Annotated in this window: 19 protein-coding genes and 1 pseudogene; 9 read left to right on the top strand and 11 right to left on the bottom strand. The window is 72.1% G+C overall.

Annotated elements, in window-relative coordinates:
• Positions 1-229: 229 nt before the first annotated feature.
• The 3 genes from JIX55_RS13520 to JIX55_RS13510 all read left to right on the top strand — a co-directional run bounded on the left by JIX55_RS13520 (position 230) and on the right by JIX55_RS13510 (position 4,313).
• The gene (locus tag JIX55_RS13520) at positions 230-2,284 is read left to right on the top strand and encodes an FUSC family protein (protein ID WP_257563549.1); all 2,055 of its coding nucleotides are present in this window, start codon (positions 230-232) and stop codon (positions 2,282-2,284) included.
• Positions 2,285-2,442: 158 nt separating this feature from the next.
• Positions 2,443-3,837: an amidohydrolase gene (locus JIX55_RS13515; RefSeq protein WP_257563548.1), complete on the top strand. Its 1,395-nt coding sequence runs from the start codon at positions 2,443-2,445 to the stop codon at positions 3,835-3,837.
• 290 nt (positions 3,838-4,127) lie between these two features.
• Complete coding sequence (locus JIX55_RS13510; protein WP_200305147.1) at positions 4,128-4,313, top strand: hypothetical protein; 186 nt, start codon at positions 4,128-4,130, stop codon at positions 4,311-4,313.
• Between the two features lie 2 nt (positions 4,314-4,315).
• Here JIX55_RS13510 and JIX55_RS13505 read toward each other — a convergent pair whose 3' ends face one another.
• From JIX55_RS13505 to JIX55_RS13495, 3 genes are all read right to left on the bottom strand, one after another.
• Positions 4,316-6,208 carry an ABC transporter ATP-binding protein gene (locus JIX55_RS13505; protein ID WP_443046704.1) on the bottom strand — a complete coding sequence of 631 codons (1,893 nt, stop codon included), beginning with the start codon at positions 6,206-6,208 and terminating at the stop codon, positions 4,316-4,318.
• Between the two features lie 339 nt (positions 6,209-6,547).
• On the bottom strand, positions 6,548-7,015 hold the full coding sequence (locus tag JIX55_RS13500) for a hypothetical protein (protein ID WP_257563546.1): 468 nt from the start codon (positions 7,013-7,015) through the stop codon (positions 6,548-6,550).
• A complete protein-coding gene (locus tag JIX55_RS13495) occupies positions 7,006-7,584 on the bottom strand; it encodes an ATP-binding protein (protein ID WP_443046414.1) in 579 nt (192 codons plus the stop codon). Before JIX55_RS13495 ends, JIX55_RS13500 begins: the two co-directional genes overlap by 10 nt.
• Before the next feature lie 411 nt (positions 7,585-7,995).
• Between JIX55_RS13495 and JIX55_RS13490 the strand changes: the two genes are divergently transcribed.
• The 3 genes from JIX55_RS13490 (at position 7,996) to JIX55_RS13480 (ending at position 10,039) form a co-directional block, all read left to right on the top strand.
• The gene (locus tag JIX55_RS13490; RefSeq protein ID WP_257563544.1) at positions 7,996-8,856 is read left to right on the top strand and encodes a helix-turn-helix domain-containing protein; all 861 of its coding nucleotides are present in this window, start codon (positions 7,996-7,998) and stop codon (positions 8,854-8,856) included.
• 9 nt (positions 8,857-8,865) lie between these two features.
• Positions 8,866-9,144: a DUF397 domain-containing protein gene (locus JIX55_RS13485; RefSeq protein ID WP_257563543.1), complete on the top strand. Its 279-nt coding sequence runs from the start codon at positions 8,866-8,868 to the stop codon at positions 9,142-9,144.
• Positions 9,145-9,223: 79 nt separating this feature from the next.
• A complete protein-coding gene (locus JIX55_RS13480) occupies positions 9,224-10,039 on the top strand; it encodes an SAM-dependent methyltransferase (RefSeq protein WP_443046413.1) in 816 nt (271 codons plus the stop codon).
• 134 nt (positions 10,040-10,173) lie between these two features.
• Here the strand turns inward: JIX55_RS13480 and JIX55_RS13475 are convergent, their stop codons facing one another.
• From JIX55_RS13475 to pdxR, 4 genes are all read right to left on the bottom strand, one after another.
• The gene (locus tag JIX55_RS13475; RefSeq protein WP_306820002.1) at positions 10,174-10,809 is read right to left on the bottom strand and encodes a protein-tyrosine phosphatase family protein; all 636 of its coding nucleotides are present in this window, start codon (positions 10,807-10,809) and stop codon (positions 10,174-10,176) included.
• A gap of 349 nt (positions 10,810-11,158) precedes the next feature.
• The gene (locus tag JIX55_RS13470) at positions 11,159-12,046 is read right to left on the bottom strand and encodes a hypothetical protein (protein ID WP_257569322.1); all 888 of its coding nucleotides are present in this window, start codon (positions 12,044-12,046) and stop codon (positions 11,159-11,161) included.
• Positions 12,046-14,664: a PEP/pyruvate-binding domain-containing protein gene (locus JIX55_RS13465; RefSeq protein ID WP_257563540.1), complete on the bottom strand. Its 2,619-nt coding sequence runs from the start codon at positions 14,662-14,664 to the stop codon at positions 12,046-12,048. The genes JIX55_RS13470 and JIX55_RS13465 overlap by 1 nt, the downstream gene beginning before the upstream one ends.
• Positions 14,665-14,975: 311 nt before the next feature.
• Positions 14,976-16,421 carry a MocR-like pyridoxine biosynthesis transcription factor PdxR gene (pdxR, locus tag JIX55_RS13460; RefSeq protein WP_257563539.1) on the bottom strand — a complete coding sequence of 482 codons (1,446 nt, stop codon included), beginning with the start codon at positions 16,419-16,421 and terminating at the stop codon, positions 14,976-14,978.
• 47 nt (positions 16,422-16,468) lie between these two features.
• Here pdxR and JIX55_RS13455 point away from each other — a divergent pair, with 47 nt between their 5' ends.
• On the top strand, positions 16,469-17,002 hold the full coding sequence (locus JIX55_RS13455; protein WP_257563538.1) for a carboxymuconolactone decarboxylase family protein: 534 nt from the start codon (positions 16,469-16,471) through the stop codon (positions 17,000-17,002).
• A 181-nt stretch (positions 17,003-17,183) separates the two neighbouring features.
• Here JIX55_RS13455 and JIX55_RS13450 read toward each other — a convergent pair whose 3' ends face one another.
• The 3 genes and pseudogenes from JIX55_RS13450 to JIX55_RS13440 all read right to left on the bottom strand — a co-directional run.
• Complete coding sequence (locus tag JIX55_RS13450) at positions 17,184-18,671, bottom strand: glutamate synthase subunit beta (RefSeq protein WP_257563537.1); 1,488 nt, start codon at positions 18,669-18,671, stop codon at positions 17,184-17,186.
• A 255-nt stretch (positions 18,672-18,926) separates the two neighbouring features.
• Positions 18,927-19,406: an anthrone oxygenase family protein gene (locus tag JIX55_RS13445; RefSeq protein ID WP_257563536.1), complete on the bottom strand. Its 480-nt coding sequence runs from the start codon at positions 19,404-19,406 to the stop codon at positions 18,927-18,929.
• Between the two features lie 227 nt (positions 19,407-19,633).
• Positions 19,634-20,314: pseudogene (locus JIX55_RS13440) on the bottom strand (DUF2293 domain-containing protein); the annotation flags it as partial.
• A gap of 100 nt (positions 20,315-20,414) precedes the next feature.
• On the opposite strand from JIX55_RS13440, the gene JIX55_RS13435 reads away from it, so the two are divergent.
• Together JIX55_RS13435 and JIX55_RS13430 are read left to right on the top strand one after the other, a co-directional pair.
• Positions 20,415-21,047: a uridine kinase gene (locus JIX55_RS13435; protein ID WP_257563534.1), complete on the top strand. Its 633-nt coding sequence runs from the start codon at positions 20,415-20,417 to the stop codon at positions 21,045-21,047.
• Positions 21,048-21,285: 238 nt separating this feature from the next.
• The gene (locus JIX55_RS13430) at positions 21,286-21,714 is read left to right on the top strand and encodes a CBS domain-containing protein (RefSeq protein ID WP_257563533.1); all 429 of its coding nucleotides are present in this window, start codon (positions 21,286-21,288) and stop codon (positions 21,712-21,714) included.
• A gap of 37 nt (positions 21,715-21,751) precedes the next feature.
• On the opposite strand, the gene corA is transcribed toward JIX55_RS13430, so the two are convergent.
• Positions 21,752-22,879 carry a magnesium/cobalt transporter CorA gene (corA, locus tag JIX55_RS13425; RefSeq protein ID WP_257563532.1) on the bottom strand — a complete coding sequence of 376 codons (1,128 nt, stop codon included), beginning with the start codon at positions 22,877-22,879 and terminating at the stop codon, positions 21,752-21,754.
• Between the last annotated feature and the right edge of the window lie 205 nt (positions 22,880-23,084).

Raw genomic sequence — 23,084 nt, 5'->3', positions numbered from 1 at the left:
GGCCGCGCGCCGAGGATCCACCTGTTTCCGAGTTGCGTTCATAAAGAACATGGCCTTTCCAGGCATCGTCACATCGCGGCAATACGAGCGTTCCAATTTCTCCAGGTCCGGGATCTACGGTGGAGACCACAAACAGGTGGCGCCATGAACTGGTGTCACTGGCACCGCCAAAGCCCCGGCCGCCGTCGCCCGAAGGCACACCCCGCCCTCACCCGACGACAGGAGCCCCGTGTCCCGCCCCGCCGCCCTCGCTCTGCCGCCCTGGCTCGCCCATGCTCTGCGTGCGCAAAGAGGGCCGGTGCCCTGGAACGCGGTGGTGCGAGGGGCGTTGGCCGGTGGGCCGCTGTTGCTCGTGGCCGTGCTGGCGGGGCGGCCCTCCGTCGGGGTCGTCGCCGCGCTCGGGGCCATGCTCGCCGGGATCAACGACCGGCCCGGGAGCCGGCGCGTCGCGGTGCGGCGGCTCGGGGTACCCGCGCTCGCGGGGGCCGCAGGGCTGCTCGTCGGGACGTACGCCGGACAGTACGTCGGGGCCGTCGTCCTCACCCTGCTGTTCACCGCGCTCGGGCTGCTCGCCGGCGGTATGAGCGCGGTCGGGCCCGTGGCGTCCGGGGCGGGGACGCAGCTGCTGGTCGCCGCCGCCATCGGGGCCGGGATGCCCTTGCCGGAGGCCGGGTGGGAGCGGGCGCTCGGCTACCTCGCCGGGGCCGGGTGGCTGCTCGCCCTGCGCCTCGCCCTGCCCACGCCCGCTGTCCTCACCGCCGGTGACTACCGGTTCGACGGGGAGCGGGATGCCGTCGCCGAGGTGTACGACGCGATCGCCGGGCTGCTGGACGCCGTCGGCACCCCGGACGCGACCGCTCGGCGGGCCGCGCTGACCGCGACCCTCGACCATGCCCAGGACGCCCTCGCCGGGCCCCGGCTGCGGCGGTACGCCAGTTCGTCGGCCGAGCGGCGGCTGCACGCCCAGTACAGTGCCGCGCTGCCGCTCGCCGAGGCGGCGACCGCGCTGGCGTGGGCCGGGGACGCCGTCGTCGGCCGTGCCTCGGAGGGGCTCCGGCGGCTGGCCGCCGCCGTGCGCGGCAACACCGCCACCGGGCCACTGCCCGCGCCCTCCCGCTCCGCGCCCGCGCTGCGCGCCCTCGACGACGCGCTCCTGCGTGCCGCCGAGGCCTTCGACCGGGGCGGCGGCGCACACGACCTGCACACCCGCCGCCGTACCGTCGGGTCGCTCGTGAGGCTCGCGCTCGGGTCCGGCGGACGGGAGTACGGGCTGCGGGTCGCCCTGTCCTTCGGGGCCAGCGCGGCCGTGGCGCAGGTGCTGCACCACGAGCACTGGTACTGGTTGCCCGCGACCGCCGTCTTCCTGGTCAAGCCCGACCTCGGGCCGCTCGTGTCCCGGGTGCTGTGCCGGGCCGCGGGGACCGTGCTCGGCGCCGTGGTCTTCGCCGGGTTCGCGGCCGTGCTGCCCCGGCCGGAAGGGCTCATCGTGCTGGTCGCGGTCAGCGGGGCGCTCATCCCCGTCGCCACCCGGCACTTCGCCGCCCAGACCGCCGTCGTCACCGTCCTCGTCCTCGCCCTCGTCATGGTCGGCGGCGAGCCCCTGGCCTCCTGGAGCCGCATCGCCGAGACGCTGCTGGCCTGCGCCATCGTCCTCATCGTGGGCCACCTGCCGATGCCGAAGGGGCAGCGCGGCGGGGGCGTACGCGCCCGGCTCACGGAAGCGGGGACGGCCGCGCACGCCTACCTCGCGCACGTCCTGAACGAGTCGCGCGGGCCCAGCGGGGCCACCGGGGCGAGGGGGATCTCCGGGGCCCGCGAGGCCGCCGGGGCGAGGGGGACCTCCGGGGCGAGGGGGATCTCCCGGTCGCGCGGGCCGTCCGTAGCGAGTGGTGCGTCCACGCCGAACGGCGTTTCCGTGTCCGTCGGCGCCGCCCTGCCCGGCGAGTCCGACGACCGCGCCGCCCGCTGGACGCTGCGCCGCGAGGCATACCGCACGCTCGCCCAGGCCCGTAGCGCGATCGCTCTCTCCGGGGCCGAACTGCCCGCCCTGGCCCGGCACACCGAGGGCACCGACGAGGTCGCCGCCGTCCTCGAACGGCTCGTCGACACCACCACCGCCTGCGCCGTGCACCTCGACGACACCGGACGCCTCACCCGCCACCACACAGAACGGCTCACCGCACTCCTCGACGAACTCGCGCGTCACCAGAAGCACGCGCGCATCAGCCTCCCCGACGCACCGCAGGCGTCCGACGTACTGCCGAGGCCGGGCCGCACCGCCTGAGCCACAATCCGTTCCGGCGCGGCCGCAGGGCCTGAGCCGCAACCCGGTCCGGCGCGGCGGCGCGCACTGAGGCGGGCGCGGCCGGATTCCGCCGCCCCCACCCACCGGATGCCTGGTTCGCACCCCTTCCGAGCACGTCATCGTCGTAGCGTGACGGCATGACGCCGTCTCCGTCCTCCGCCATGACTTCGTCCACGTCTGCCGCCGATCTCGTCATCACCGGCTGCACCGCCCTCGTCCACGACGAACGCGAGGGCGTCGACTTCGTCGAGGACGCGGCGATCGTCGTACGGGACGGGGTGATCGCAAGCATCGGGCCGGCGGAGGAGACCGCTCCGGTGGCCACGGCGGAACGCATCGACGCGCGCGGCCAGGTCGCGATGCCGGGGCTGATCAACTGTCATACGCACTCCCCGATGGTGGCGCTGCGCGGCATCGCGGAGGACCTGCCGGCGGAGGAGTGGTTCAACGACGTCATCTGGCCCGTCGAGTCCAACCTGACGGCGAAGGACGTGGCGCTGGGGGCCAGGCTGGCCTGCGCGGAGATGATCCGGGGCGGGGTGACGTGCTTCGCCGACCACTACTTCTCCATGGACAAGGTCGCCGCCGTGGTCGAGGAGACCGGGATGCGGGCACATCTGGGGGAGGCCTTCTTCTCGTCGCAGGGGCCCGAAGGCCGGGCGAGGTCCCTGGAGTTCGCGCTGCGGCACCGGGGCGCGGCCGGTGGCCGTATCACCACCGCGCTCGCCCCGCACGCCCCCTACACCGTCGAGGACGGCGACCTCGCCGCGACCGCCGACCTCGCCCGCGAGCACGGCCTTCCCGTGCATCTGCACGCCTCGGAGAGCCGCGACCAGACCGACAACAGCCTCGCCCGGCACGGCGTCACCCCCATCGAGGTCCTGGAGCGCACCGGGCTGCTCGGCGTCGACGCGGGTGTCCTCATCGCGCACGGCACCGGGATCGTCGAGCGCGACCTTCCGGTGCTGGAGCGGGCGACCGGGCCGGTGGCCGTCGCGACCGCGCCCCGCGGCTATCTGAAGTTCGCCTGGCCCACGACGCCGGTGCGGGCCCTGCGCCGTATCGGCGTCCCCGTGGGGCTCGCCACGGACGGGGCCGCCTCCAACAACTCCCTCGACGTGTGGGAGGCCATGGCCCTCACCGCGCTCGTACAGAAGTCCACCGAGGGCGACCCGCGCTGGCTGACCTCCCGCCAGGCCCTGCACCACGCCACACTGCAGAGCGCCCGGGCCGTCGGACTGGGGGAGCGGGTCGGCAGCCTCGCCCCCGGCCTGCGCGCCGACATCGTCCTCGTGGACCTCAGCGGCCCGCACACCCAGCCGGTGCACGACCTCGCCGCCACCCTCGTCCACAGCGCCCGCTCCGCCGACGTCCGCACCACGATCGTCGACGGCCGCGTCCTCATGCGCGACCGCGAACTGCTCACCATCGACGTGCCGGCGACCGTACGGGAGCTGGAGGACCGTCTGGCTGCCCTCACCGACCGCAGCCACGGCGGCCGCATCCAGGAGTACGACAAGCCGCCTGAGTGAGCGAGAACGGCACCGCGGCGAACGGAGGGCGGCGACGGCAGAGCGACCCTCCTGGACCTCTTCCAGGGAGCACCGCGACGAGCACGAAGAGTGACAAAAAGTGCGAGGATTGACACACAGGGTCATCGGAATGTGTGGTTCCTGAGAGGTACCTCACGATCCGTCGTTGACCAAGTGTCAACTACGTCTCAGTAACGTCATTTGGTGAGCCGTTCACCCCATGATTGGCGTTTAAATCTACAAGCTACGGAGCTACGGGCTACGAGTACGGCGCGACATGGAGGTGCAGGGTGAACGGGCGAATGGTGCTGGGGCGCTTTCCCGCCGGTGGGCCGCGCGGCTCGTGGCCGGCGGAGGAGTTCGCGCACGCGGCGCGCCTCGAGGGCCAGCAGGCCGAGGTCGTGATGGACATCGCGACGGACATGTTCCTGGTCATCGTGCGCGGCGCCGACACCGCGGCGGGCGCCGCGGCCTGAGATCAGCCCGCCTTCGGGGCGGGCACCTTCGCCGCGGAGGCCGGACCGGTGGGCACCTTCGCCGCGAACTGCTCCGCCTGCAGCGAGTACAGCTCCGCGTACACCCCGCCCGTGGCCAGCAGTTCGTCCGGCGTGCCGGACTCCACGAGACGGCCCTGGTCGAGGACGTGCACCAGATCGGCGTGGCGGACGGACGCCAGCCGGTGGGTGATCAGGACGACCGTCTGACCGGTACCCGCCAGGGCGCGGATCTTCTCGAAGACCTCCAGCTCGGCGCGGGCGTCGAGGGCCGCCGTCGGCTCGTCCACGATCAGGATGCGCCCACGCCGGTACGCGGCCCGCGCGATCCCCAGCCGCTGCCACTGCCCGCCCGACAGCTCGTGCCCGCCGCTGAAACCCCTGGCCAGAAGCGTGTCGAGGCCGCGCGGCAGATCCTCCACGACGTCCTGCGCCCCGGCCTCCGCGACGGACGCGGCGAGGCGCTCGTCGGTCAGCGGCGCCGAGGGGCGGCCGATCGCCATGTTGACGCGGGCCGTGAAGGGCCACCGCTTGAAGTCCTGAGCGACCATCGCGATGCGCTCGGCGAGCTGCCGCCGGTCGGCGGTCGCCGCGTCCACACCGTCCCACATGATCTTGCCCTGGTCGGGCGTGTACAGCCCGGCGAGCAGCTTGACCAGGGTCGTTTTGCCCGATCCGTTCTCGCCGACGAGTGCCACGATCTTGCCCAGCGGCACGGTCAGGGTGACATCGCTCAGCGCGGGCCGGGTGGCCTTCCCCGGGTAGGTGAAGGTCACGTTCTCCACGCGGATCTCGCGCGGGTCCTCCGGCAGCGGGTCGCCGCCCTCCGGGATCGCGCGCTTGGCGGCTTCTACGTACAGCCGCTGCATGTCGCCCACGAAGAGGGCCTCCTCGTGGAGCGAGTTCACCTCCAGGACCAGCGTGTCGAGGCTGGCGGAGCCGGTACGGATCGCGATGACCGCCGTACCCGCCACGGACAGCGCCATGGCGTCGGCGAGCAGCAGACCGCCCAGCGTCGCGTACGTCGCCACGGTCGCCAGCCCGGTCCAGACGGCCGCGTACAGGCCCGTACGGGCCGCCAGCCGGGCCAGGCGCGCCTGCTCGGCCTCCGCCGTCTCCGACATGGAGCGGAAGTGACGCAGCAGGAACGGGCCGACGTCGTGCACCCTGATCTCCGGGGCCGCCTCCGGCTCGATCAGCAGGGAGCTGAGCAGATATCCCGCGCGCGCGTGCTGCACCCAGGCGTGGAAGGACTCGTAGCGGCGGCGGGCGATCGTCAGGGCGCTCCAGGCGCTCGGCAGCGTCATCGTGACGAGCAGCGGGAGCAGGGCGGGGTGCAGCACGGTCAGCACACCGGCCGCCGCGATCAGCGAGATCAGCGCGTTCACCACGCGCGCCGAGTAGCTGATCATGCGGCGGGCCGACTGGGCGCCGTACTTCGCGGTGTCCAGCAGCTTGTGGAAGCCGTCGTCCTCGATCGCGGACAGCTCCACGGCCGCCGCCCGCTCCAGATACAGCTCGGTGGCGACCCGCTCCACCTTGGGCTCGAGGCGGCCCGTGGCGTACGTCGACGCGGCCCGCAGCAGTGTCGCCACCAGCATCACGGCGGCGATGGTGACGAGCGCGGGGACGGCTTCCCGTAACCGCTCCTCGACCGTGCCGTCCGACATCAGCCGGGCCAGGATGGTGTTCACCGCGAGCAGGTTCACCGCCTGGGCGAGGCCGCGGCCCGTCTCGGCGGCCAGCACGGTCCGGGCGGCCCACCGGTCCGCCTGCCAGGCCAGCCGGAAACTGGACGCCAGCAGCGACGGCAGCCGCCGCACCATCGCACGGAAGTTCAGCTCCAGAAACGCGTTGGCATGCTGCGACCAGCCCATGTCGTACCGCAGCGGGCCCCCGAACAGCAGCAGCTCCGACTCCGAGGTCTCCGGCTTGTCTCTGTCACGCGCCTTCGCCACCTGCGGCCTCCCCCGAGTCGTCGCCGACGGCCACTATCCCGGTACCCTCCGCTCCCGGCCAGGGCGCACGGTGGTGACACCACGGCCCACCCGGAGCACGCGAGGCGCTCCGAGGCAGGCGGAAGTGCGCCGCAGGGACCGCGCCGAGGAGCCGCGGCCCTCTTCAGGGCGCGGGACTGTACCCATGTGCGGCTCCGCCGCGTGGGCGCGACCGGCCCCCACCCACCCGCACCCGAAGACGCCCCGACCGGAGGCGCCTCACGCAGTCAGCCGAGACCAGGTCGGCGTGGTCCCCGACACCCGGCACAACGCCAGGTACAGCGGTATCGGCGGCGTATAGGGAATCGTGCCGTCCGGCCTGAGGATGAGCCCGGGAGCGGCCGAACCGTCCGAGACCAACGCCCCGGTGGTGTAGCGCACCGGCGCGGGCCACTCCAGTGCGTAGTCGGAGTCGGCCGGCACGATCCACCACCAGTGCGCCCGGTCGGCGTAGACACAGCCCACACGGGGCAGCCGGGGCAGGACCTGCGGTCCGAAGCGGGCCGGGACGGCAACCGCGTCGCATCCCATGGGCGCGGTCATGCCTTCGGGCAGGGGAATCGGGCGGGGCGCCGCTGCGGGACGCTGGGCGCGGCGCAGGCGCGTCAGGGTGTCGAGGCTCACCACGCGGGCCACTCTGCCCCCACCGGGGGGCCGAGCGGGACCGATCGACGCGCTCACACCCATTCGGCCCCCGTCCGACGCGGGACTTTCGGCCGGACTTCGACTTCCCCACGACACTCGGCACCGAAATGACGCTCGGCCGCCGTACGGCCCTCAGCGCCCTCACGGCCCTCGGCGCCCGCCCGGCGGAACGCCTCCGCCTCGCCGCCCCGGTCCTCGGGCGGCGGCTTCTTCGCACCCCAGCCCAGGTCGGACCGGACAGCGGTGTCCGTGCCCGCGCTCGCATCGGCGCGCACGGCGCCCGTGACCAGCGCGCGAGGTACGTCCGCCCACACCAGGAGTCCCAGGCCGACCGGCTGCGCCCCCCAGGAGCGGCAGAGGGACTCTATGAGGAGCAGCCCCCGCCCGTGTTCCTCCTCGGGCCGCTGCGGCGAGGGGTGCGGCTCACCCGGAGCGCAGCCCTCGTCCCGTACGGCTATGCGCACCAGATCGTCGCCGTCATGCAGCTCGCAGACGATCTGGGTGCTCGCGGTGTGCACGATCGCGTTGGTCACCAGCTCGGACACGACCAGGGCGGCCGTGTCGCAGGTGTCCTCGCAGAGGGCCCAGCCGGTGAGCTGGTTACGGGTCACGCGCCGGGCCTGGGCCACGGCACCCGGGTGAGCGGCCAGCTCGAATCGAAACCGGCGCTCGGCGACTGTCTCGGGGCGCGCCCCGGCGGCCGGACCGGGACCGACACGGTCTCCGGCGGCGTCTGTTCCTAACGGCGCAGGGGGCGGAATCACGCTTGCCACTATCGCCTCGCCGTGAACACTTGGCAAGTGTCACTCTGAAAATTGCAGAGTGCCGTGTGACTCTCTGAACGGTCGTGGCACACTGCACGCAACAGCACGTGTAGCGGCGCTAGTTGGAAATCCCTCGCACAACGTTCGTATGTACGCACAGTGTCCGTTTGTGTACACGGACCCGCGCGGCAGGCGAGGCTTCCGAACGGCGCCGCAGGCCTGTCGGGACGGTTCAGGGTCGGATGAGAGAGGGGCGAGATGAGCGAGCCGCGGTCCGCGCCGACGGTCGGCCAGGTCGTGCTGGGCCGACGTCTGCTGGACCTGCGCGAGGGCGCGGGCATCAGACGCGAGGACGCCGGGCGCATCCTGCATGTCACCGCCGCCACGGTCCGCCGTATGGAGACCGCCGAGGTCGCCCTCAAGATCCCTTACCTTCAGCTCCTGCTGAAGGCGTACGGGGTCGGCGACGAGGAGGCCGAGACCTTCGTCCGGCTTGCCGAGGAGGCCAACAAACCCGGCTGGTGGCAGCGCTACCACGACATCCTGCCGGGCTGGTTCTCCATGTACGTCAGCCTGGAGGGCGCGGCCGCCCTGATCCGCGGCTACGACCCCCACTTCGTCCCCGGACTCCTGCAGACCGAGGACTACGCCCGCGCCGTCATGACCTCGGGCGCCATCGGCCAGACCAAACCCGACGACATCGAGCGCCACGTCGCCCTGCGCATGCAACGACAGGAACTGCTCACCCGTAAGGACGCGCCCCGGCTGTGGTTCGTGATGGACGAGACCGCCCTGCGCCGCTCCGTCGGCGGACCGGCGGTCATGCGCGCCCAGCTCGACCGACTGCTGGAGGCCATGGAGCTGTCCCATGTGACGCTGCAGGTCGCCACGTTCGACACAGGACCGCATCCCGGCACGTACGGGCCGTTCGTCCTGTTCCGTTTCGCCATGCCCGAACTTCCGGACATGGTCTACAGCGAGTACCTGACCGGCGCCGTCTACCTGGACGACCGCTCCGAGGTGGCGACCCACCTGGAGGTCATGGACCGCATGGCGGCGCAGGCCGCCACGGCACAACGCACGAAGGAGATCCTCCGGGATCTCCGCAAGGAGCTCTGAAGACACCGAATGGAATTCATCAAGACGCAGTCGCGCACGCACACGCAGTCGCACATACGCGTCTACAACGGCATGCCCGCCCGGGAGCTGGGCAGCGAGGGCTGGCACAAGCCCTGGAGCGGCGGCAACGGCGGCAACTGCCTGGAGGCCATGAAGCTCGCCGACGGCCGGATCGCCGTACGGCAGTCCACCGACCCCGACGGACCGGCGCTGATCTACACACCCGACGAGATGAACGCGTTCATCCTGGGCGCGAAGGCGGGGGTGGCCGACTTCCTGCTGTCCTGAGGCTTGTTGCGCCCTCCCTGTTGTTCAGTCATCTCCCTAATCTTGGCATTGAGTTGATCATTCACTGCGGCAGAACCTTATGGAGTTCGTCATGAGCGGGCGTTCCCCCGTCGAGATCGACACGAGCAGACCCCATCCCGCGCGGATGTACGACTGGTACCTCGGCGGCAAGGACAACTACCCCGTCGACGAGGCGATGGGCAAGCAGATGCTCGCCCTCGACCCCCGGGTGCCGGTGATGGCACGGGTCAACCGTGCCTTCATGCACCGCTCCACGCGCTGGCTGGCGGAGCACGGCGTACGGCAGTTCCTCGACATCGGCACCGGTATCCCGACCGAGCCGAACCTGCACCAGATCGCCCAGCGGGTCGCCCCCGACGCGAGCGTCGTCTACTGCGACAACGACCCCATCGTGCTGGCTCACGCGACGGCCCTGCTGCGCGGCACGCCCGAGGGGCGGACCGAGTACCTGCAGGCCGACGTGCGCGACCCGGGCGCCGTCATCGAGGGCGCCAAGCAGGTGCTGGACTTCGGCCGGCCCGTGGCGCTCTCCCTGATCGCGCTGCTGCACTTCGTCTCCGACGAGGACGGCGCGCACGCCCTGGTCGAGCGGCTGATGTCCGAGCTGCCCTCCGGCAGCCATCTGGTCGTCACCCACGCCACCGCCGACTTCACCCCGGAGGAGTCGAAGGCGGCGACGGAGAAGCTCAAGGCCGCGGGCGTCACGCTGGCCCTGCGCTCCCGCGAGGAGTTCACCCGCTTCTTCGACGGCCTCGAACTGGTCGACCCGGGCGTCGAGGTGCCCCACCACTGGCACCCCGAGCTCGGCGAGCCCGTCGCCGGTCAGGACGACGGGGTCATCCCGGGGTACGGGGCGGTGGCGCGCAAGCCGTAAGGGCTTCGCCGACGACCACATGAAGACGCGGCGCGGGCCTCCAGGCCCGCGCCGCGTCTTCATGTGGTCGTGGTGTTCGTCTTCATGCGCCGTGGTGTTCGTCGGGGCTCGTGCGCCGTGGTGGGCGCCGGCGCCTACACGTACGACCAGATGCGGCGCGGGGCGTCGACGAAGCGGCTCATCGCGACCACCGGGAGCGGCGGCTGCGCGGTCTCCCGCTCCCGCTCCAGCATCAGCCCGTAGTAGATCTGCTCGAGCGACGGCGGGCCGACCGACAGGTTGCGCCAGACCGCTCCGGACGCCTCCTCCTGCCCGGTCTGTACGAGGTAGGCCGCGGCCATCGTCCCCGTACGGCCGACGCCTGCACCGCAGTGCACGAACACCGGCCCCGAGCTTTCCGAGACGGTGTCCAGCAGACGCTGCACCTGCTCAGGCGTCGGGGTCTGCCCGTCGCGCATCGGCACCCGTACGACGTCGAGGCCCGCCTCGCGCGGCAGGGCGAGCTGCGCGGCGCTCAGGTCCTCGGCGCGCAGGTCGACGACCGTGGTGAAGCCCAGGTCGTCGAGCGCCTCGTAGCCGGCGGGGGAGGGTGCGGCACCGCGCCACAGCTTGCCGTCCGTGCCGACGGGCTGGAAGTGGTGGATGCCCCGCACCGAGCGGGTTCCCTCGGGCGCCGAGATCGCCTCACGCGCCACGTACGACACCGCCAGGATGCCGAGCGAACCCGTGGCCCACAGGGCGAGACAGCCGAGGAGCACTCCGACGAACACACGCACCACCTTCTGGCGGAGTGAGCGGGGTCGGGGGGGAGCGGTGGGGAGCGGATCTGGGCGGAGGGGGGCGGGCGTGAGGGTGACAGACATGGATGACCCGAGGGTTGGGGACGGGGGGTCTACTCCGCATCGTAGCCCGCACACAGTAAGGGTTTTGTCTGCTTGTGTCCTACCTCACGGCTTTCGAGTGGATATGTATCGATATCGATCTTGTGTGCTCTGTCGATCTTTGGGGTTCGGGGATTCCGGCGCTCGGTGCACCGGGCTCGCGGTGCACCGGCTCTCAGTGCCCCGGCTCTCGGCGCTCCGCGATTCCAGAGGGCCGTGGGGCTTCCGGGGGGGGGGCTCACTCCTTGTCCGCGTCGCCGATGCCCACCACCGTCAGGTAGGCACGGTCCACGTCCGCGTCCTCCAGACAGCCCCGCAGCCGCAGGCGGTCGTGGTCGGTGAGGGCGGGCCGCACGACCCCGGCGAACAGACCATCGCCGAGTTCGCCGAGCGTGGTCCGCCGCAGGGGCACCGACGTGGAGTTCCGGCAACGCTCCCAGGCCTGGGACGCGGCCATGGACTGCCGCTCGGCGGTCACGGGCACGCCACGCATGTCCACCCGGACCAGCACGGAGGTCGCCTCGGCCCCGTTCCGCTCCTCCCTCCTGGTCTGGGTGAGGTCGGCGAGCCCGACGACCAGCGGGACCAGCAGAACGGCGCCCACACCCACGGTGATCAGCCGGGCCGCCCGCCCCCGCCTGCCGCCGCCCAGCGGACGCGCGTCCTCCAGATCGGTGTCCGGGGCCGGATCGGGCGCGGTCAGCACGGACAGCTGCCCCGCCCAGCGCCGCTCGGCCGTGGGCCGGGCCGTGACCGACGCGATCCGCTGCACCAGCCAGGCGATCGCGGACAGCACCACACCGGTGACCATCAGCACCGGCACGAACACATACGTACGGCTCGCCGGGTCCTCCAGCCAGCGGAACCGGCCGTCCCGCTCGCGCGTGTGCGTCTGCCGCAGCCGGGCGAGCGCGTCCTGCTGCCGCCGGTCGCTCTCCCGGATCCGTTCCTCGATCCGCGCGAGACGCCCCAGCAGCACGATCCCGAGCAGCAGCACCCCGACGATCAGGAGCAGGACCCCGCTGAGGATGGCCCGCTGCCACTGCCACCGGTAGAGGTAGACGACGAAGTAGACGCCCGCGCCGGCCGCCGCCGCGCCCCCGAAGAGGTAGGCGAGGCGCCTCATCACGAACCCTCCTCCCGTACGTCGCCGGAGATGCCGTCGACCGTCAGCCGGGTCCCCGGCGGGAAGCGGCCCACCGCGTCGTCGACGCCGACCACCGCGGGTACCCCGAACTCCCGGGCCACGACGGCGAGATGGGACAACGGGCTGCCCGTCTGCGCGACCAGCCCCGAGAGCCGGGGCAACAGCGGAGCGAGCGCCGGATCGAGGCTACGGACCACCAGCACGGCGTCCGGCGGCCTGGTCCCGTCGCCGTCCCACGCCGTGCCGATGGCCCGCCCGCCCGACACGCCCCGGCCCCCGTCACCGGAACGCCGGGCGGTGCGCTCCGCGACGACCACACCATCCTCCGCGAGCCGGAACATGTCGGGGAGCGGCGCGGACGCGGCCCGGGTCAGCCGCTCCTCGAAGTCACGCGGCAGCCCCCCGGCCTCCAGCACCGTGACGAACTCCTTCCACCGCAACAGCCCCGCCCGCCGGGCATCGCCCAGCACACCCCGCACGAGCAGTCGGCGAACCGCCTCCCGCACCATCCTGACCTGCAACTCCTGCACCCATCGGATACGCAGCCGCAGGGCCTCACGGGGCGGGAGTGCGGAGACGGAGACGGAGGCGGTGCGGTGGGAGGTGGAGGCGGCGTGATGGGTAGCGAAAGCGGCAGCGGTGCGGTGGGAGGCGGTGTGAGGGGAGGCGGGGAGGGTGGCTGTGATCGTGTGGGGGACGGAGGGGGAGGAGGAGGCGGCGGACGTGGAAACCGCTGTGGGGGTGGCGAATACGGAAGCCGCGGCCGGGGTGGTGGGGGCGTCGGTGGTGACCGTCGAGCCGTTCCGGGCCGTGGCCTCGGGGCGGTGCAGCCGCAGAACGCCCCACACGCTGGGGGCGGTCAGCGCGAGGACCACGGGTTCCGCGGCCACCACCTGCTGGTCCGGCAGGTCCCGGTGCCGCGTCTCCGCGAGAGTGGCGAGGGCCATGCCCGCGGCCGTGACATGGGGCTCCGGGAGCAGGGCGCCCGCGAGGGCCTCCTGGGCGTGCAGCGAGACCAGGGTGGCGCGCGTCCAGCGGAGCGTCGAGATCAACTCGGCGGTCGGCAGCTCCCCGGGCTGCGGGGTCTCGGTGAGCCGCCGGTCCACATCGGCCACCAGGTCCGTCGCCAGCCCCGGCAACGCCGCGGTCAGCCGCCCCACCCGCCACGCCGCCCCGAGCCGCCGGGCACCCGGCGCCGGGTTGAGCCACGCGAGCCGGGGGTGCCTCGGCGGGACGGCGCCCAGCAGCCGCAGATCCGCCGCGGCCCGCCCGCCGACCGTCGTGACGACCGGTGCCGTCCGCAGATGCCGGCGTGGCGCGATGCCTCCGATGTCGAGCGCGCAGGCGAGCCCACGGGCCATCGGCGCCACCCACAGGTCCTCCTCCAACGGCTCCAACTGCCCCGGCAGGGTCTCCGCCACCGGCCCGGGACCGAGCAGCCGGGCACCACGCGGCGGCCGCGCCCCCATCGCCGTGATCGGACGGCTCTGGAACAGCCACAGCCGCCCGTCCTCGTCGAAGCCGAACTCGATGTCCTGCGGCCCGCCGAAGACCCGGGCGGCCCGGCGCGCGAGACGGGCGAGACGACGCAGTTCCGAGGCGGTGAGTAGCGGGTGGTCGGAGGCGACGAGCAACGGGTGGTCGGAGGCGGTCGACTGCCGTGCGCCGATCGTCTGCCGTGTGCCGGTCGACTGCCGTGCGCCGATCGTCTGCCGTGCACCGGTCGACTCCGTCTGGCCCGCCCACTCGTTCAGGCCCGCCGTATCCCTCGGCGCCGCCGACTCGCTCGTCTGCGCCGACTCCCTCGGGTCCGCCGCCCTTCTCGGCGCCGCCGGTTCCGTCGCCTGCGTAGGCTCCCTCGACACTGCCTGTTCCGTCGGCTGCGCCGACTCCTTCAGCTCCCCCGATTCCCCTGGCTTCCCCGGCTCGCTCAGCTCCGTCGACTCCGTCCGCAGCAGCCGCCCCCACCGGCTCAACCAGTAACTCGTCCCCGGCTGTTCACCGCTGACCAGCGTGTCGGGCCCGCCCCGCACCGCGCTGACCAGCATCCGATCGGTTCGCCCGGCCACAGGGTCCGCACCGAACAGCACACCTCCGACCCGGGCCCGGAGCATCGGCTGGACGAGCACCGCCATGGGCGCGCTGCCACCGTCGGGACGCCGAGCCGAGCCGAGCACAGTGCGCACCGCCGCACAGAACTCCTCCCACCCCCGTACATCGAGCACCGAGTCGAACTGCCCCGCCAGAGAGGACTCGCGAGTGTCCTCCTGAGGCGAGGAAGACCGTACGACGAGAGGACGCGCACCATGCTGGGACAGTTCGTCCCAGGCGCGCGGCAGGGCGGAGGTCTCGGCCGCGCGCTCCTCGCTGTGCGGGTCCCGTGGGCCGTGCGGGATCACGAAGCCGGGCAGCACCGGAAGCCCCGCGCGAGCGGCGCGCGCGAGATGGGCCGCCTTGGAACCGGCGAGCAGGGGGAGTGAGGCCGTCGGCTCACTCAGGAGGACGATGTGAGAACCGAGTGTGCCCCCACCCCGGGACGGCACCTCGTCGTGCGCACCTTCCCGGTGTTCTCCGTGACGTTCGTCGAGCGTCGTCATCGAGCACCCTCCAGGACCGGCCGTCAACAGGGGGGACGCGAGGGAGGAGGGCCCTACGCCTGACGACGGAACGAAGGATGGGGCAGATCACCGCCGAATGTCTGGACCCATGGCAGCAGCGATGACACACCTCCTGGCACCAAGGATCCCACCGCCGTCGATTTCCTGTCGACCCGGAGACACCTCCCGGCCATCCGACGGCCGCCTGGGGCGCCCGTTGTCGTACGGTCGGCCGCCACGGTCGCCTGGCGTCGTGCGGTCGGCCGCCAGGGTCACCGGTCACGGGCAGACCCGTCGCGTCTCACGGCCGCTCACCTGGGCGGCAGCACCCCGCACAGCGCCTCCAGAGCCGCCCCGTACGCGTGCTCCGCAGGCGTCGCGTACCCCACGACGAGCCCGTCCGGGGCATCACCCGCCGCCTCGGGGTGCCGGAACGCGGCCAGCCCGTCGAGCGCGACGCCCCGCCAGGCCGCCGCCTTCACCGCGGACCGCTCGGTCCCGGGCGGCAGCCGCAGCACGGCGTGCAGCCCGGCCGCGATCCCGGTGGCCTCGATGTGCGGCGCGTGCGCGGCGAGGGCCGCGACCAGCCGGTCGCGCCGCGCCCGGTACCGCTGCCGCATACGCCGCACATGACGGTCGTACGCCCCGGAGACGACGAAGTCCGCGAGCGCCAGCTGCTCCGGCACGCTCGCCCACGCCTCCCGCTCGCCCTTCGCGTCCAGTACGGCGTCGACGTACCGCTCAGGCAGGACCATCCACCCCAGCCGCAGCGCCGGCGAAAGGCTCTTGCTGACCGAGCCGATGTGCACGACCCGCTCGGGATCCAGGCCCTGCACGGCCCCGACGGGCTTGCGGTCGTAGCGGAACGCCCCGTCGTAGTCGTCCTCCAGAATCACCCCGCCACGCGCGCGTGCCCAGTCCACGACGGCGGCACGCCGGACGGGATGCAGTGGCCCTCCGGTGGGGAACTGGTGCGCGGGCGTGAGCAGCACGGCCCGCTCCCCGTCCAACCCGTCCACCCGGGCACCGTCCTCGTCGAGCGGCAGCGGAACAGTCCGTACGGAGGCCGCCGCCAGCAGCTCACGGTGGAAGCCAAGACCGTACGACTCCACGGCCAGCGGCCCCCGCAGCACCCGGCCGTGGAACAGCAGCCGCAGCGCGTGCCCGAAGCCGGAACAGATCACGATCCGCGACGGCTCGGTCCGCACGCCACGCGCGCGTGCCAGATACTCGGTGAGCGCCTCCCGCAGCTCGACCCGGCCCGCCGGATCACCCGGTCCGAACGCCTCGTTGGGCGCCTGCGTCAGCGCCCTGCGGTACGACGCCGCCCAGGCCGCACGCGGGAACGCCGACACGTCCGGCGTGCCCTGCCGCAGATCGTGCCGTGGCCCACGCGCGCGCGGAGGCGCGCTTCGGGGGACGCGCGCGGGAGCACCCAGCGGTTCGGCCCTCCCCCACTGCCTGAAGGGCGTGGGAGGTAGCCCCATGGCGACTCGCGTCCCCGAACCCTGCCGGGCCGTCAGCCAGCCTTCGGCGACCAGCTCCGCGTACGCGTCGGCGACCGTGTTGCGCGCGATGCCCAGATCCGCGGCGAGCGAGCGGTACGGGGGCAACCGGGTCCCAGGAGCGAGCCGACCACCACGCACCGCGTCCCGCAGCGCCCGGATCAGCGCCGCGCGCCGCCCACTCCCACCGGACAGTTCGAGATGCAGATCGGCCCCGATCCGCTCCGCCGAATTGACCCATGAATCCACCATGAAAATGCACCCTACGGCAGGTCTTTCCGCCTCATAGATTCATGGTCATGACGACGAACACGACAGCGAACGCGACGACAGGCACGCCGACGACCAGCGACGCGGCGGCGACGCCTCCGGTAGCCGCAGCCGCAGCCCCTCGCCTCGACTTCGCGAAGTCCGCCCGGAACGTCTTCCGCGCCCTCATCGGCTTCGACGCGGCGGCCCGCGAGGGCCTCGACCCGACGATGGTCGAACTGATCCAGATCCGCGCCTCCCACCTCAACCACTGCGCCTACTGCCTCCACATGCACACCAACGACGCCCGCAAGGCCGGCGAGAGCGAGGACCGGCTCCACATGATCCCGGTCTGGCGCGAGGCCCGGCACTTCTTCACCGCCCGCGAACAGGCCGCCCTCGCCCTCACCGAAGCGGTCACCCTCGTCGCCGACGGCGGCGTTCCCGACGCCGTCTACGCCGAAGCCTCCACCCACTTCGACGACACCGAACTGGCCCACGTCCTCGCCCTGATCCTCACCATCAACACGTGGAACCGCATCGCCCTGTCCACAGGCAAACAGGCAGGCACGGACGACCGCTAGACCGGCGTGCCCAGCCACCGGCGGCCAGCCACCGGCGGGCGCCGGCACTGACGACGGCTGGATCATCGGGCCGGCCGACCCCCGTGACTACATCCCGCCGCGACGACGATCACCCCCACGGTGACCGGCGGTGCCGAACCAGCCGTGACCCGACGGCGGCGGTCTGTCCCGCGGGCAGCGGCTACGCCGTCATCGGCCGGTCGTACGGCCCGATCGGCGCCGGCAGCCGCTCCGTCCCGGTCAGCCGGTGGTCGACCGCGGCGGCCACCGCCCGCCCCTCGGCGATCGCCCAGACGATGAGGGACTGCCCACGGGCGGCGTCCCCGGCGGCGTACACACCGGGCACGTTGGTCGCGAAGTCCGGCCCCCGCGTGATCGTCCCGCGCGGATCGAGGGCCAGCCCGAGCTGATCGACGAGCCCGTCGTGGCGGTCCGGCCCGGAGAACCCGAGGGCGAGCAGCACGAGATCGGCGGGAAGTGTCCGCCCGGTGCCGGGCCGCGGCTGCCGCCGCTCGTCCACCTCGACCAGGTGCAACGCCCGTACGTGCCCCGCCTCGTCCCCGGTGAAGCGGAGCGTGGACGCCGCGAACAGCCGCGCGTCGGCGCTCGCCGCCGGTGCCGTCCGAAGGTCGCGCGCCTCCTCATGCGCCGCCGAGAGCCGGTAGACCTTCGGATACGTCGGCCACGGATCGACGTCCTCGTCCCGCTCCGCCTCCGGCAGCGGATAGATGTCCAACTGGGTCACGGACGCGGCCCCTTCCCGCACCGCCGTCCCCAGACAGTCCGCCCCCGTGTCACCGCCCCCGACGATCACGACATGCTTCCCGGCCGCCGACAACGGCGACACCTCCAGATCCCCCTCGCACACCCGGTCCGCCAGCGGCAGATACTCCATCGCCTGGTGAATACCGCCCAGCTCCCGCCCAGGCACGTCCAGTTCCCGCCAGGCCGTGGCGCCGGTCGCGATGACCACGGCGTCGTACCGGGCCCGCAGCTCGGCCGCTCCGATGTCCTTCCCTATGGCGGTCGACGTACGGAACTTCGTACCCTCCGCCCGCATCTGCTCCAGCCGCCGGTCCAGATGCCGCTTCTCCATCTTGAACGCGGGGATCCCGTACCGCAGCAACCCCCCGATCCGGTCGGCCCGTTCATACACCGCGACCGTGTGCCCGGCCCGCGTCAACTGCTGCGCCGCCGCCAGCCCGGTGGGCCCGGAGCCGATGACGGCGACCGTCTTCCCGGACAGCCGGTCGGGCGGGCGCGGCGGTGTGAGACCGTCCGCCCAGGCCCGGTCGGCGATGGCCACCTCGACGTTCTTGATGGTCACCGCCGGCTGGTTGATCGCCAGCACACACCCCGCCTCACAGGGCGCGGGACACAACCGCCCGGTGAACTCGGGGAAGTTGTTCGTGGCGTGCAGCCGGTCGCTCGCCGCCCGCCAGTCCTCCCGCGACACGAGGTCGTTCCACTCGGGGATCAGGTTCCCCAGCGGACAGGCTTCGTGGCAGAACGGGATCCCGCAGTCCATGCAGCGGTCGGCCTGCCTACTGATGATCGGCAGGAGCGCCCCGGGAACGTACACCTCGTCCCAGTCCCGCACCCGCTCCTCGACGGGTCGACGGGGCCACTCCTCGCGTGGCGTGGTCAGAAAACCCTTGGGATCGGCCATGGCCGTCTCCCTCACGTATTGCGTACGCGTACGGGCACGGCCGTACACCGGCGGACTCGGATCGACATACGGCGCAAAGCACAAGGCACAAGGACAAGCACAGGACCCAAGCACAAGCACAGGACCCAAGCACAAGCACAGGACCCAAGCACAAGCACAGGACCCAAGCACAAGGCAAGGCACATGGCGCAGGGCTGTACGCCTTCGGGCGGCACTCTCTCCCCGCCACGATACGACGCGCCCGCCGCGCCCGCCTCAGGCCAGCGCCAGCAGATACGACAGGGCCGCGGCGGCCGAGGCGACCATCCGGACGTGGTTCCACGTCGTCCACTCGCCCACGTACTCGCGCCAGTACGCGGCGGCCTCCGGCGTCCCCGCGTCCAGCTTGGCGAGCGTCTCGTTGCGCGGCACGTTCGCCATCATCGTGACTCCGAAGCAGCCGAACAGATACAGCGCGCTGCCCAGCAGCAACTCCATCCTGCCCTCGTCCGGCCACAGCACGAACGTCACGACGGCCAGCACGGCGCACAACACCGCCGTACCTGCGAACACCAGCATGAACGCCGGAGTCAGAGCACTGACATTGATCGCCTGCATCGCCGCCACGCCCTGCGCCGGCGGCAACGACGCCAGCCCCTTCATCACGAACGTCGAGAACCCGCAGAACACGCCCGCCACGATCCCCGTCCCGAGCAACCCCAGCACCGTCAGTACGAAGTACGGCCCATCGATCATGTCCGCTCCCACCTCGATCCCCCGAACCCAAAGATCCTGCCCGCCACTCACCGTCACTACAAGTGAACATTCGCACGACCACAGTCACCATGGCCGAGATGCGCGATTCCGTACGCGAGCGTCCAGGGGGCCGCCCACTGCTGCCCCGTGGCCTCTCCCTCCCCGCCGGGGGGCCTCCCCGCCCCCTCCCCTCCCCCCCCCCGCCCCGCCCCCCCCCCCCCCCTCCCCCCCCCCCCCCGCCACTCCCGCAGCCTCCTCTCCACCACCCCCGCGATCCGTCGCCGCGCCTCATGCCGTGGCACGCCGGTCATGAGCAGCTGGTCGTACGGCGTGTCCACGTGCCGTATGGACGCGATGACCGCCGAGTTCACCGCCACCCCCGACAGGGCGCGACCCGCCGCGCTCCGGCCGACCCGGCCGCTGCCACGCACCGAGGCGTGGGCGGCGATCTCCCGGGCCCGCTCGGCCGGGCAGGCGGGGAACAGCCGCCGTATCTCCGTGGCGAACGCGTCCGTGAAGCGCACGTCCTCCGCCGCCCGCCGTCGGGCGTCCCGCACCCGGCGGCGGCGCCGTGCCTCCGCGTCCGCCAGGCATCGCTCCTCGGCCCGGGCGAGCGCCGTCTCCTCGACCAGGACGCCCTGCCGCTCGTACCGGCTGCGGCGCCGGTTGAACCGTACGACCACGGCCGACAGCGAACTCTCCTCCCTGGCTCTCCGTGTGAGCGCGGTGTCGCCTCGGGGCAGGAACACCAGGTGCCCGAGGTCCGCGCAGTCGAGGCACCGCGGCGCTCCCTCCTCCAGCACGAGCAGCGCGACCGGCCCGCTCCGGCACTCGGCGCAGTGCTTCTTCCTGAGTGCCTGCACGACGACAAGTCCGGTAGGGGGCGGGGGAGTAGCGAGCGCTGCCATACGCGGTTCATTCCCCCTGGTGGCCGCATGGTCACGCGGCCGGAGGACCGGCCTCCCGACCGGCTCGGGCACGGTTCGCCGCGCGCGGCATCATGGGCGTGTGCGATTCGAAGCGATCACCTGGGAACGGCTCGGCGACCTCCTCGCCGACCGCCTCCTCGACCTGAAACCGGACGACGGCTCCCCCTGGCCACGCATCGCGTTCGACGGCGCCCCGTCCGCCCGTCCGGGCGATCTCGCCGCCCTCGTGTCGGAGGCGCTGCGCATACGCGGCCGTTCTTCGCTCGTGGTGGGCACCGAGGGCTTCCTCCGGCCGGCGTCGCTCCGGTTCGAGTACGGCCACGAGGACGTGGAGGCGTACTACGACGGTTGGTTCGACACCGCCGCCCTGTGGCGTGAGGTCTTCGGCCCGCTCGATCCCGGGGGCACGGGCCGGGTCCTGCCCGACCTCTGGGACCCCACCACGGACCGCGCGACCCGCAGCCCCTACATCCAACTCCCGCCCGGCGCCATCCTGTTGACGCACGGCCCCCTCCTCCTGAAGCACTGGTTCCCCTTCGATCTGACCGTCCACGTCCTCCTCTCCCCGGGCGCCCTGCGCCGCCGTACCCCCGAGCGCGACCACTGGACCCTTCCCGCATTCGAGCGCTACGAGACCGAAACCGCCCCGGCCACCACCGCTGACGTCCTGGTACGCGCCGACGACCCACGACACCCGGCCTGGAACGGCTGATGGGCGAGGGGATCACCCCTCGAAACCCTCGAAAGGCCTTTACAGGGGACGAGGTCCGGGTGATCATCCGGGCCGTCCCGGAGAGGATCATCCACTTCGCCGCCTGATCCCCGCCCGTGTCAGGCGTGGCCGTGTCCCTCCCCGAGTGCGCTTCACCCCGGGCGCGGCAAGAATGTAGGCGCCGGGACTAGCGGTGCGTCCTGCGCCGCGCCGGCCGTCCGGCATCGGGAGGTACTACATGACCACCGCCGGAGACATCATGCACCGCGGTGCACAGTGGATCCCCGCCCACGAGACCCTGGACCGCGCCGCCCAGCTGATGCGCCAGCTGAACGTCGGAGCGCTCCCCATCAGCGACGAGAACGAACGGCTCTGCGGCATCGTGACGGACCGCGACATCGTCGTCGGCTGTGTCGCCCTCGGTCATGACCCGTCGACGGTCACGGCGGGCGAGCTGGCCAAGGGCACACCGCGCTGGATCGACGCGAACGCCGACATCAGGGAGGTGCTCGAGGAGATGAAGGGGCACCAGATCCGCCGGCTCCCGGTGATCGAGAACAAGCGCCTCGTCGGCATGATCAGCGAGGCCGACCTGGCCCACCATCTGTCGGACGACCAGATCGCCTCCTGGGCCGAGAGCGTCTACGCGAAGGGCGCGACGCACTGACCCGAGTTCCCCGCTCCCGCTGCCGCCGGTCCTGGAGTCACAGCCAGCCGTTGCGCTTGAAGCCCCGGTAGAGGGTGACGCAGGCGGTGGCTATGACTCCGAGGACCAGCGGGTAGCCGAACTTCCAGTGCAGCTCGGGCATGTGCTCGAAGTTCATGCCATAGACCCCGCACACCATGGTCGGCACGGCGATGAGCGCCGCCCACGCCGTGATCTTTCGCATGTCCTCGTTCTGCGCGACGCTGACCTGCGCGAGATGCGCCTGCAGGATCGAGTTCAGCAGTTCGTCGAACGCGGCGATCTGTTCGATGGCCCGCAGCAAGTGGTCGGAGACGTCCCGGAAGTAGGCCTGTATCTCTGGCTCGACCACCCGGATCGGCCGGGAGGTGAGTTCCTGGAGAGGGCGGGCGAGCGGGGCCACCGCCCGCTTCAGTTCGAGCAGTTCGCGCTTGAGCTGGTAGATGCGGCCGGGGTCGACGCGCGAGCCGTTCGCGGCGAACACATCGCTCTCGACCTGGTCGATGTCCGTCTGTACGGAGTCCGTGACGTTCAGATAGTCGTCCACCACGTGGTCCGCGATCGCGTGCAGCACCGCGGCCGGTCCCTTGGCCAGCTGCTCCGGATTCGTCTCCAGTTCCTCGCGCAGCGGGCCGAGCGAGCCGTGCCGCCCGTGCCGTACCGTGATCACGAAGTCGGAGCCGACGAAGACCATGATCTCGCCGGTGTGCACCACCTCGCTGGTCGCGGTCAGTTCGGTGTGCTCGACGTAGCAGACCGTCTTGAACACCGCGAACAGGGTGTCACCGTACCGCTCCAGCTTCGGGCGCTGATGGGCCTCGACGGCGTCCTCGACCGCCAGTGGGTGCAGGTCGAAGAGCTCGGCGATGCCGGCGAACTCCCTTTGTGTCGGCTCGTGCAGCCCGAGCCAGACGAAGCCGTGGTCGTGCCTGCGGACCTGTTTGACGGCCTCGATGACATCGCGGCCGCCGGGGGAGCGGATGCCCTTGTGGTAGGTCACGCAGTTCACCACCGAGGTGCCCAGCGGGGAGCGGGCCGGATGACTGAGGTCGACGCGGGGGTGACGCCGGGCCAGCCGTGCCATCTTGCGGAGGCCGCCGACCTTGTCGAGGCCGGTGACCTTTCGCAGATTCCCTGCCATGGACATCTGGTTCTCCTTGCGTGGATCTCCTCGCACCGCACTTCGTGCCTTGTCGCGCCAGTTTGCCAGGACCGAATGAGTGCCGGGTAAGGCTGTGGGAACGGAACCTTCCGCTTCACTTCCAGGCGTTCCACATGTTCCAGGCGTTCCACATGTTCCAAGCGCTTCAGGTGTTCCAGCTGCTCCAGTCGTTCCGGTTCGGCCCTGTCGG

Origin of the sequence: Streptomyces sp. DSM 40750, assembly GCF_024612035.1 — a bacterium.
Taxonomy (GTDB): Bacteria; Actinomycetota; Actinomycetes; order Streptomycetales; family Streptomycetaceae; genus Streptomyces.
Note: the sequence above shows the minus strand (reverse complement) of the source record. Positions and strands in the feature narration are given on the sequence as shown.

What these genes read in the sequence shown, in the direction of transcription:
- JIX55_RS13515 (WP_257563548.1), top strand. Translation starts at nt 2,443, where the DNA reads ATGACGCCGTCTCCGTCCTCCGCCATGACTTCGTCCACGTCTGCCGCC.
- JIX55_RS13480 (WP_443046413.1), top strand. Translation starts at nt 9,224, where the DNA reads ATGGAGTTCGTCATGAGCGGGCGTTCCCCCGTCGAGATCGACACGAGC.
- JIX55_RS13470 (WP_257569322.1), bottom strand. Translation starts at nt 12,046, where the DNA reads ATGAGGCGCCTCGCCTACCTCTTCGGGGGCGCGGCGGCGGCCGGCGCG.
- pdxR (WP_257563539.1), bottom strand. Translation starts at nt 16,421, where the DNA reads ATGGTGGATTCATGGGTCAATTCGGCGGAGCGGATCGGGGCCGATCTG.
- JIX55_RS13430 (WP_257563533.1), top strand. Translation starts at nt 21,286, where the DNA reads ATGACCACCGCCGGAGACATCATGCACCGCGGTGCACAGTGGATCCCC.
- JIX55_RS13485 (WP_257563543.1), top strand. Translation starts at nt 8,866, where the DNA reads ATGGAATTCATCAAGACGCAGTCGCGCACGCACACGCAGTCGCACATA.
- JIX55_RS13445 (WP_257563536.1), bottom strand. Translation starts at nt 19,406, where the DNA reads ATGATCGATGGGCCGTACTTCGTACTGACGGTGCTGGGGTTGCTCGGG.
- JIX55_RS13450 (WP_257563537.1), bottom strand. Translation starts at nt 18,671, where the DNA reads ATGGCCGATCCCAAGGGTTTTCTGACCACGCCACGCGAGGAGTGGCCC.
- JIX55_RS13500 (WP_257563546.1), bottom strand. Translation starts at nt 7,015, where the DNA reads ATGGGTGTGAGCGCGTCGATCGGTCCCGCTCGGCCCCCCGGTGGGGGC.
- JIX55_RS13465 (WP_257563540.1), bottom strand. Translation starts at nt 14,664, where the DNA reads ATGACGACGCTCGACGAACGTCACGGAGAACACCGGGAAGGTGCGCAC.
- corA (WP_257563532.1), bottom strand. Translation starts at nt 22,879, where the DNA reads ATGTCCATGGCAGGGAATCTGCGAAAGGTCACCGGCCTCGACAAGGTC.
- JIX55_RS13505 (WP_443046704.1), bottom strand. Translation starts at nt 6,208, where the DNA reads ATGGGCTGGTCGCAGCATGCCAACGCGTTTCTGGAGCTGAACTTCCGT.
- JIX55_RS13455 (WP_257563538.1), top strand. Translation starts at nt 16,469, where the DNA reads ATGACGACGAACACGACAGCGAACGCGACGACAGGCACGCCGACGACC.
- JIX55_RS13490 (WP_257563544.1), top strand. Translation starts at nt 7,996, where the DNA reads ATGAGCGAGCCGCGGTCCGCGCCGACGGTCGGCCAGGTCGTGCTGGGC.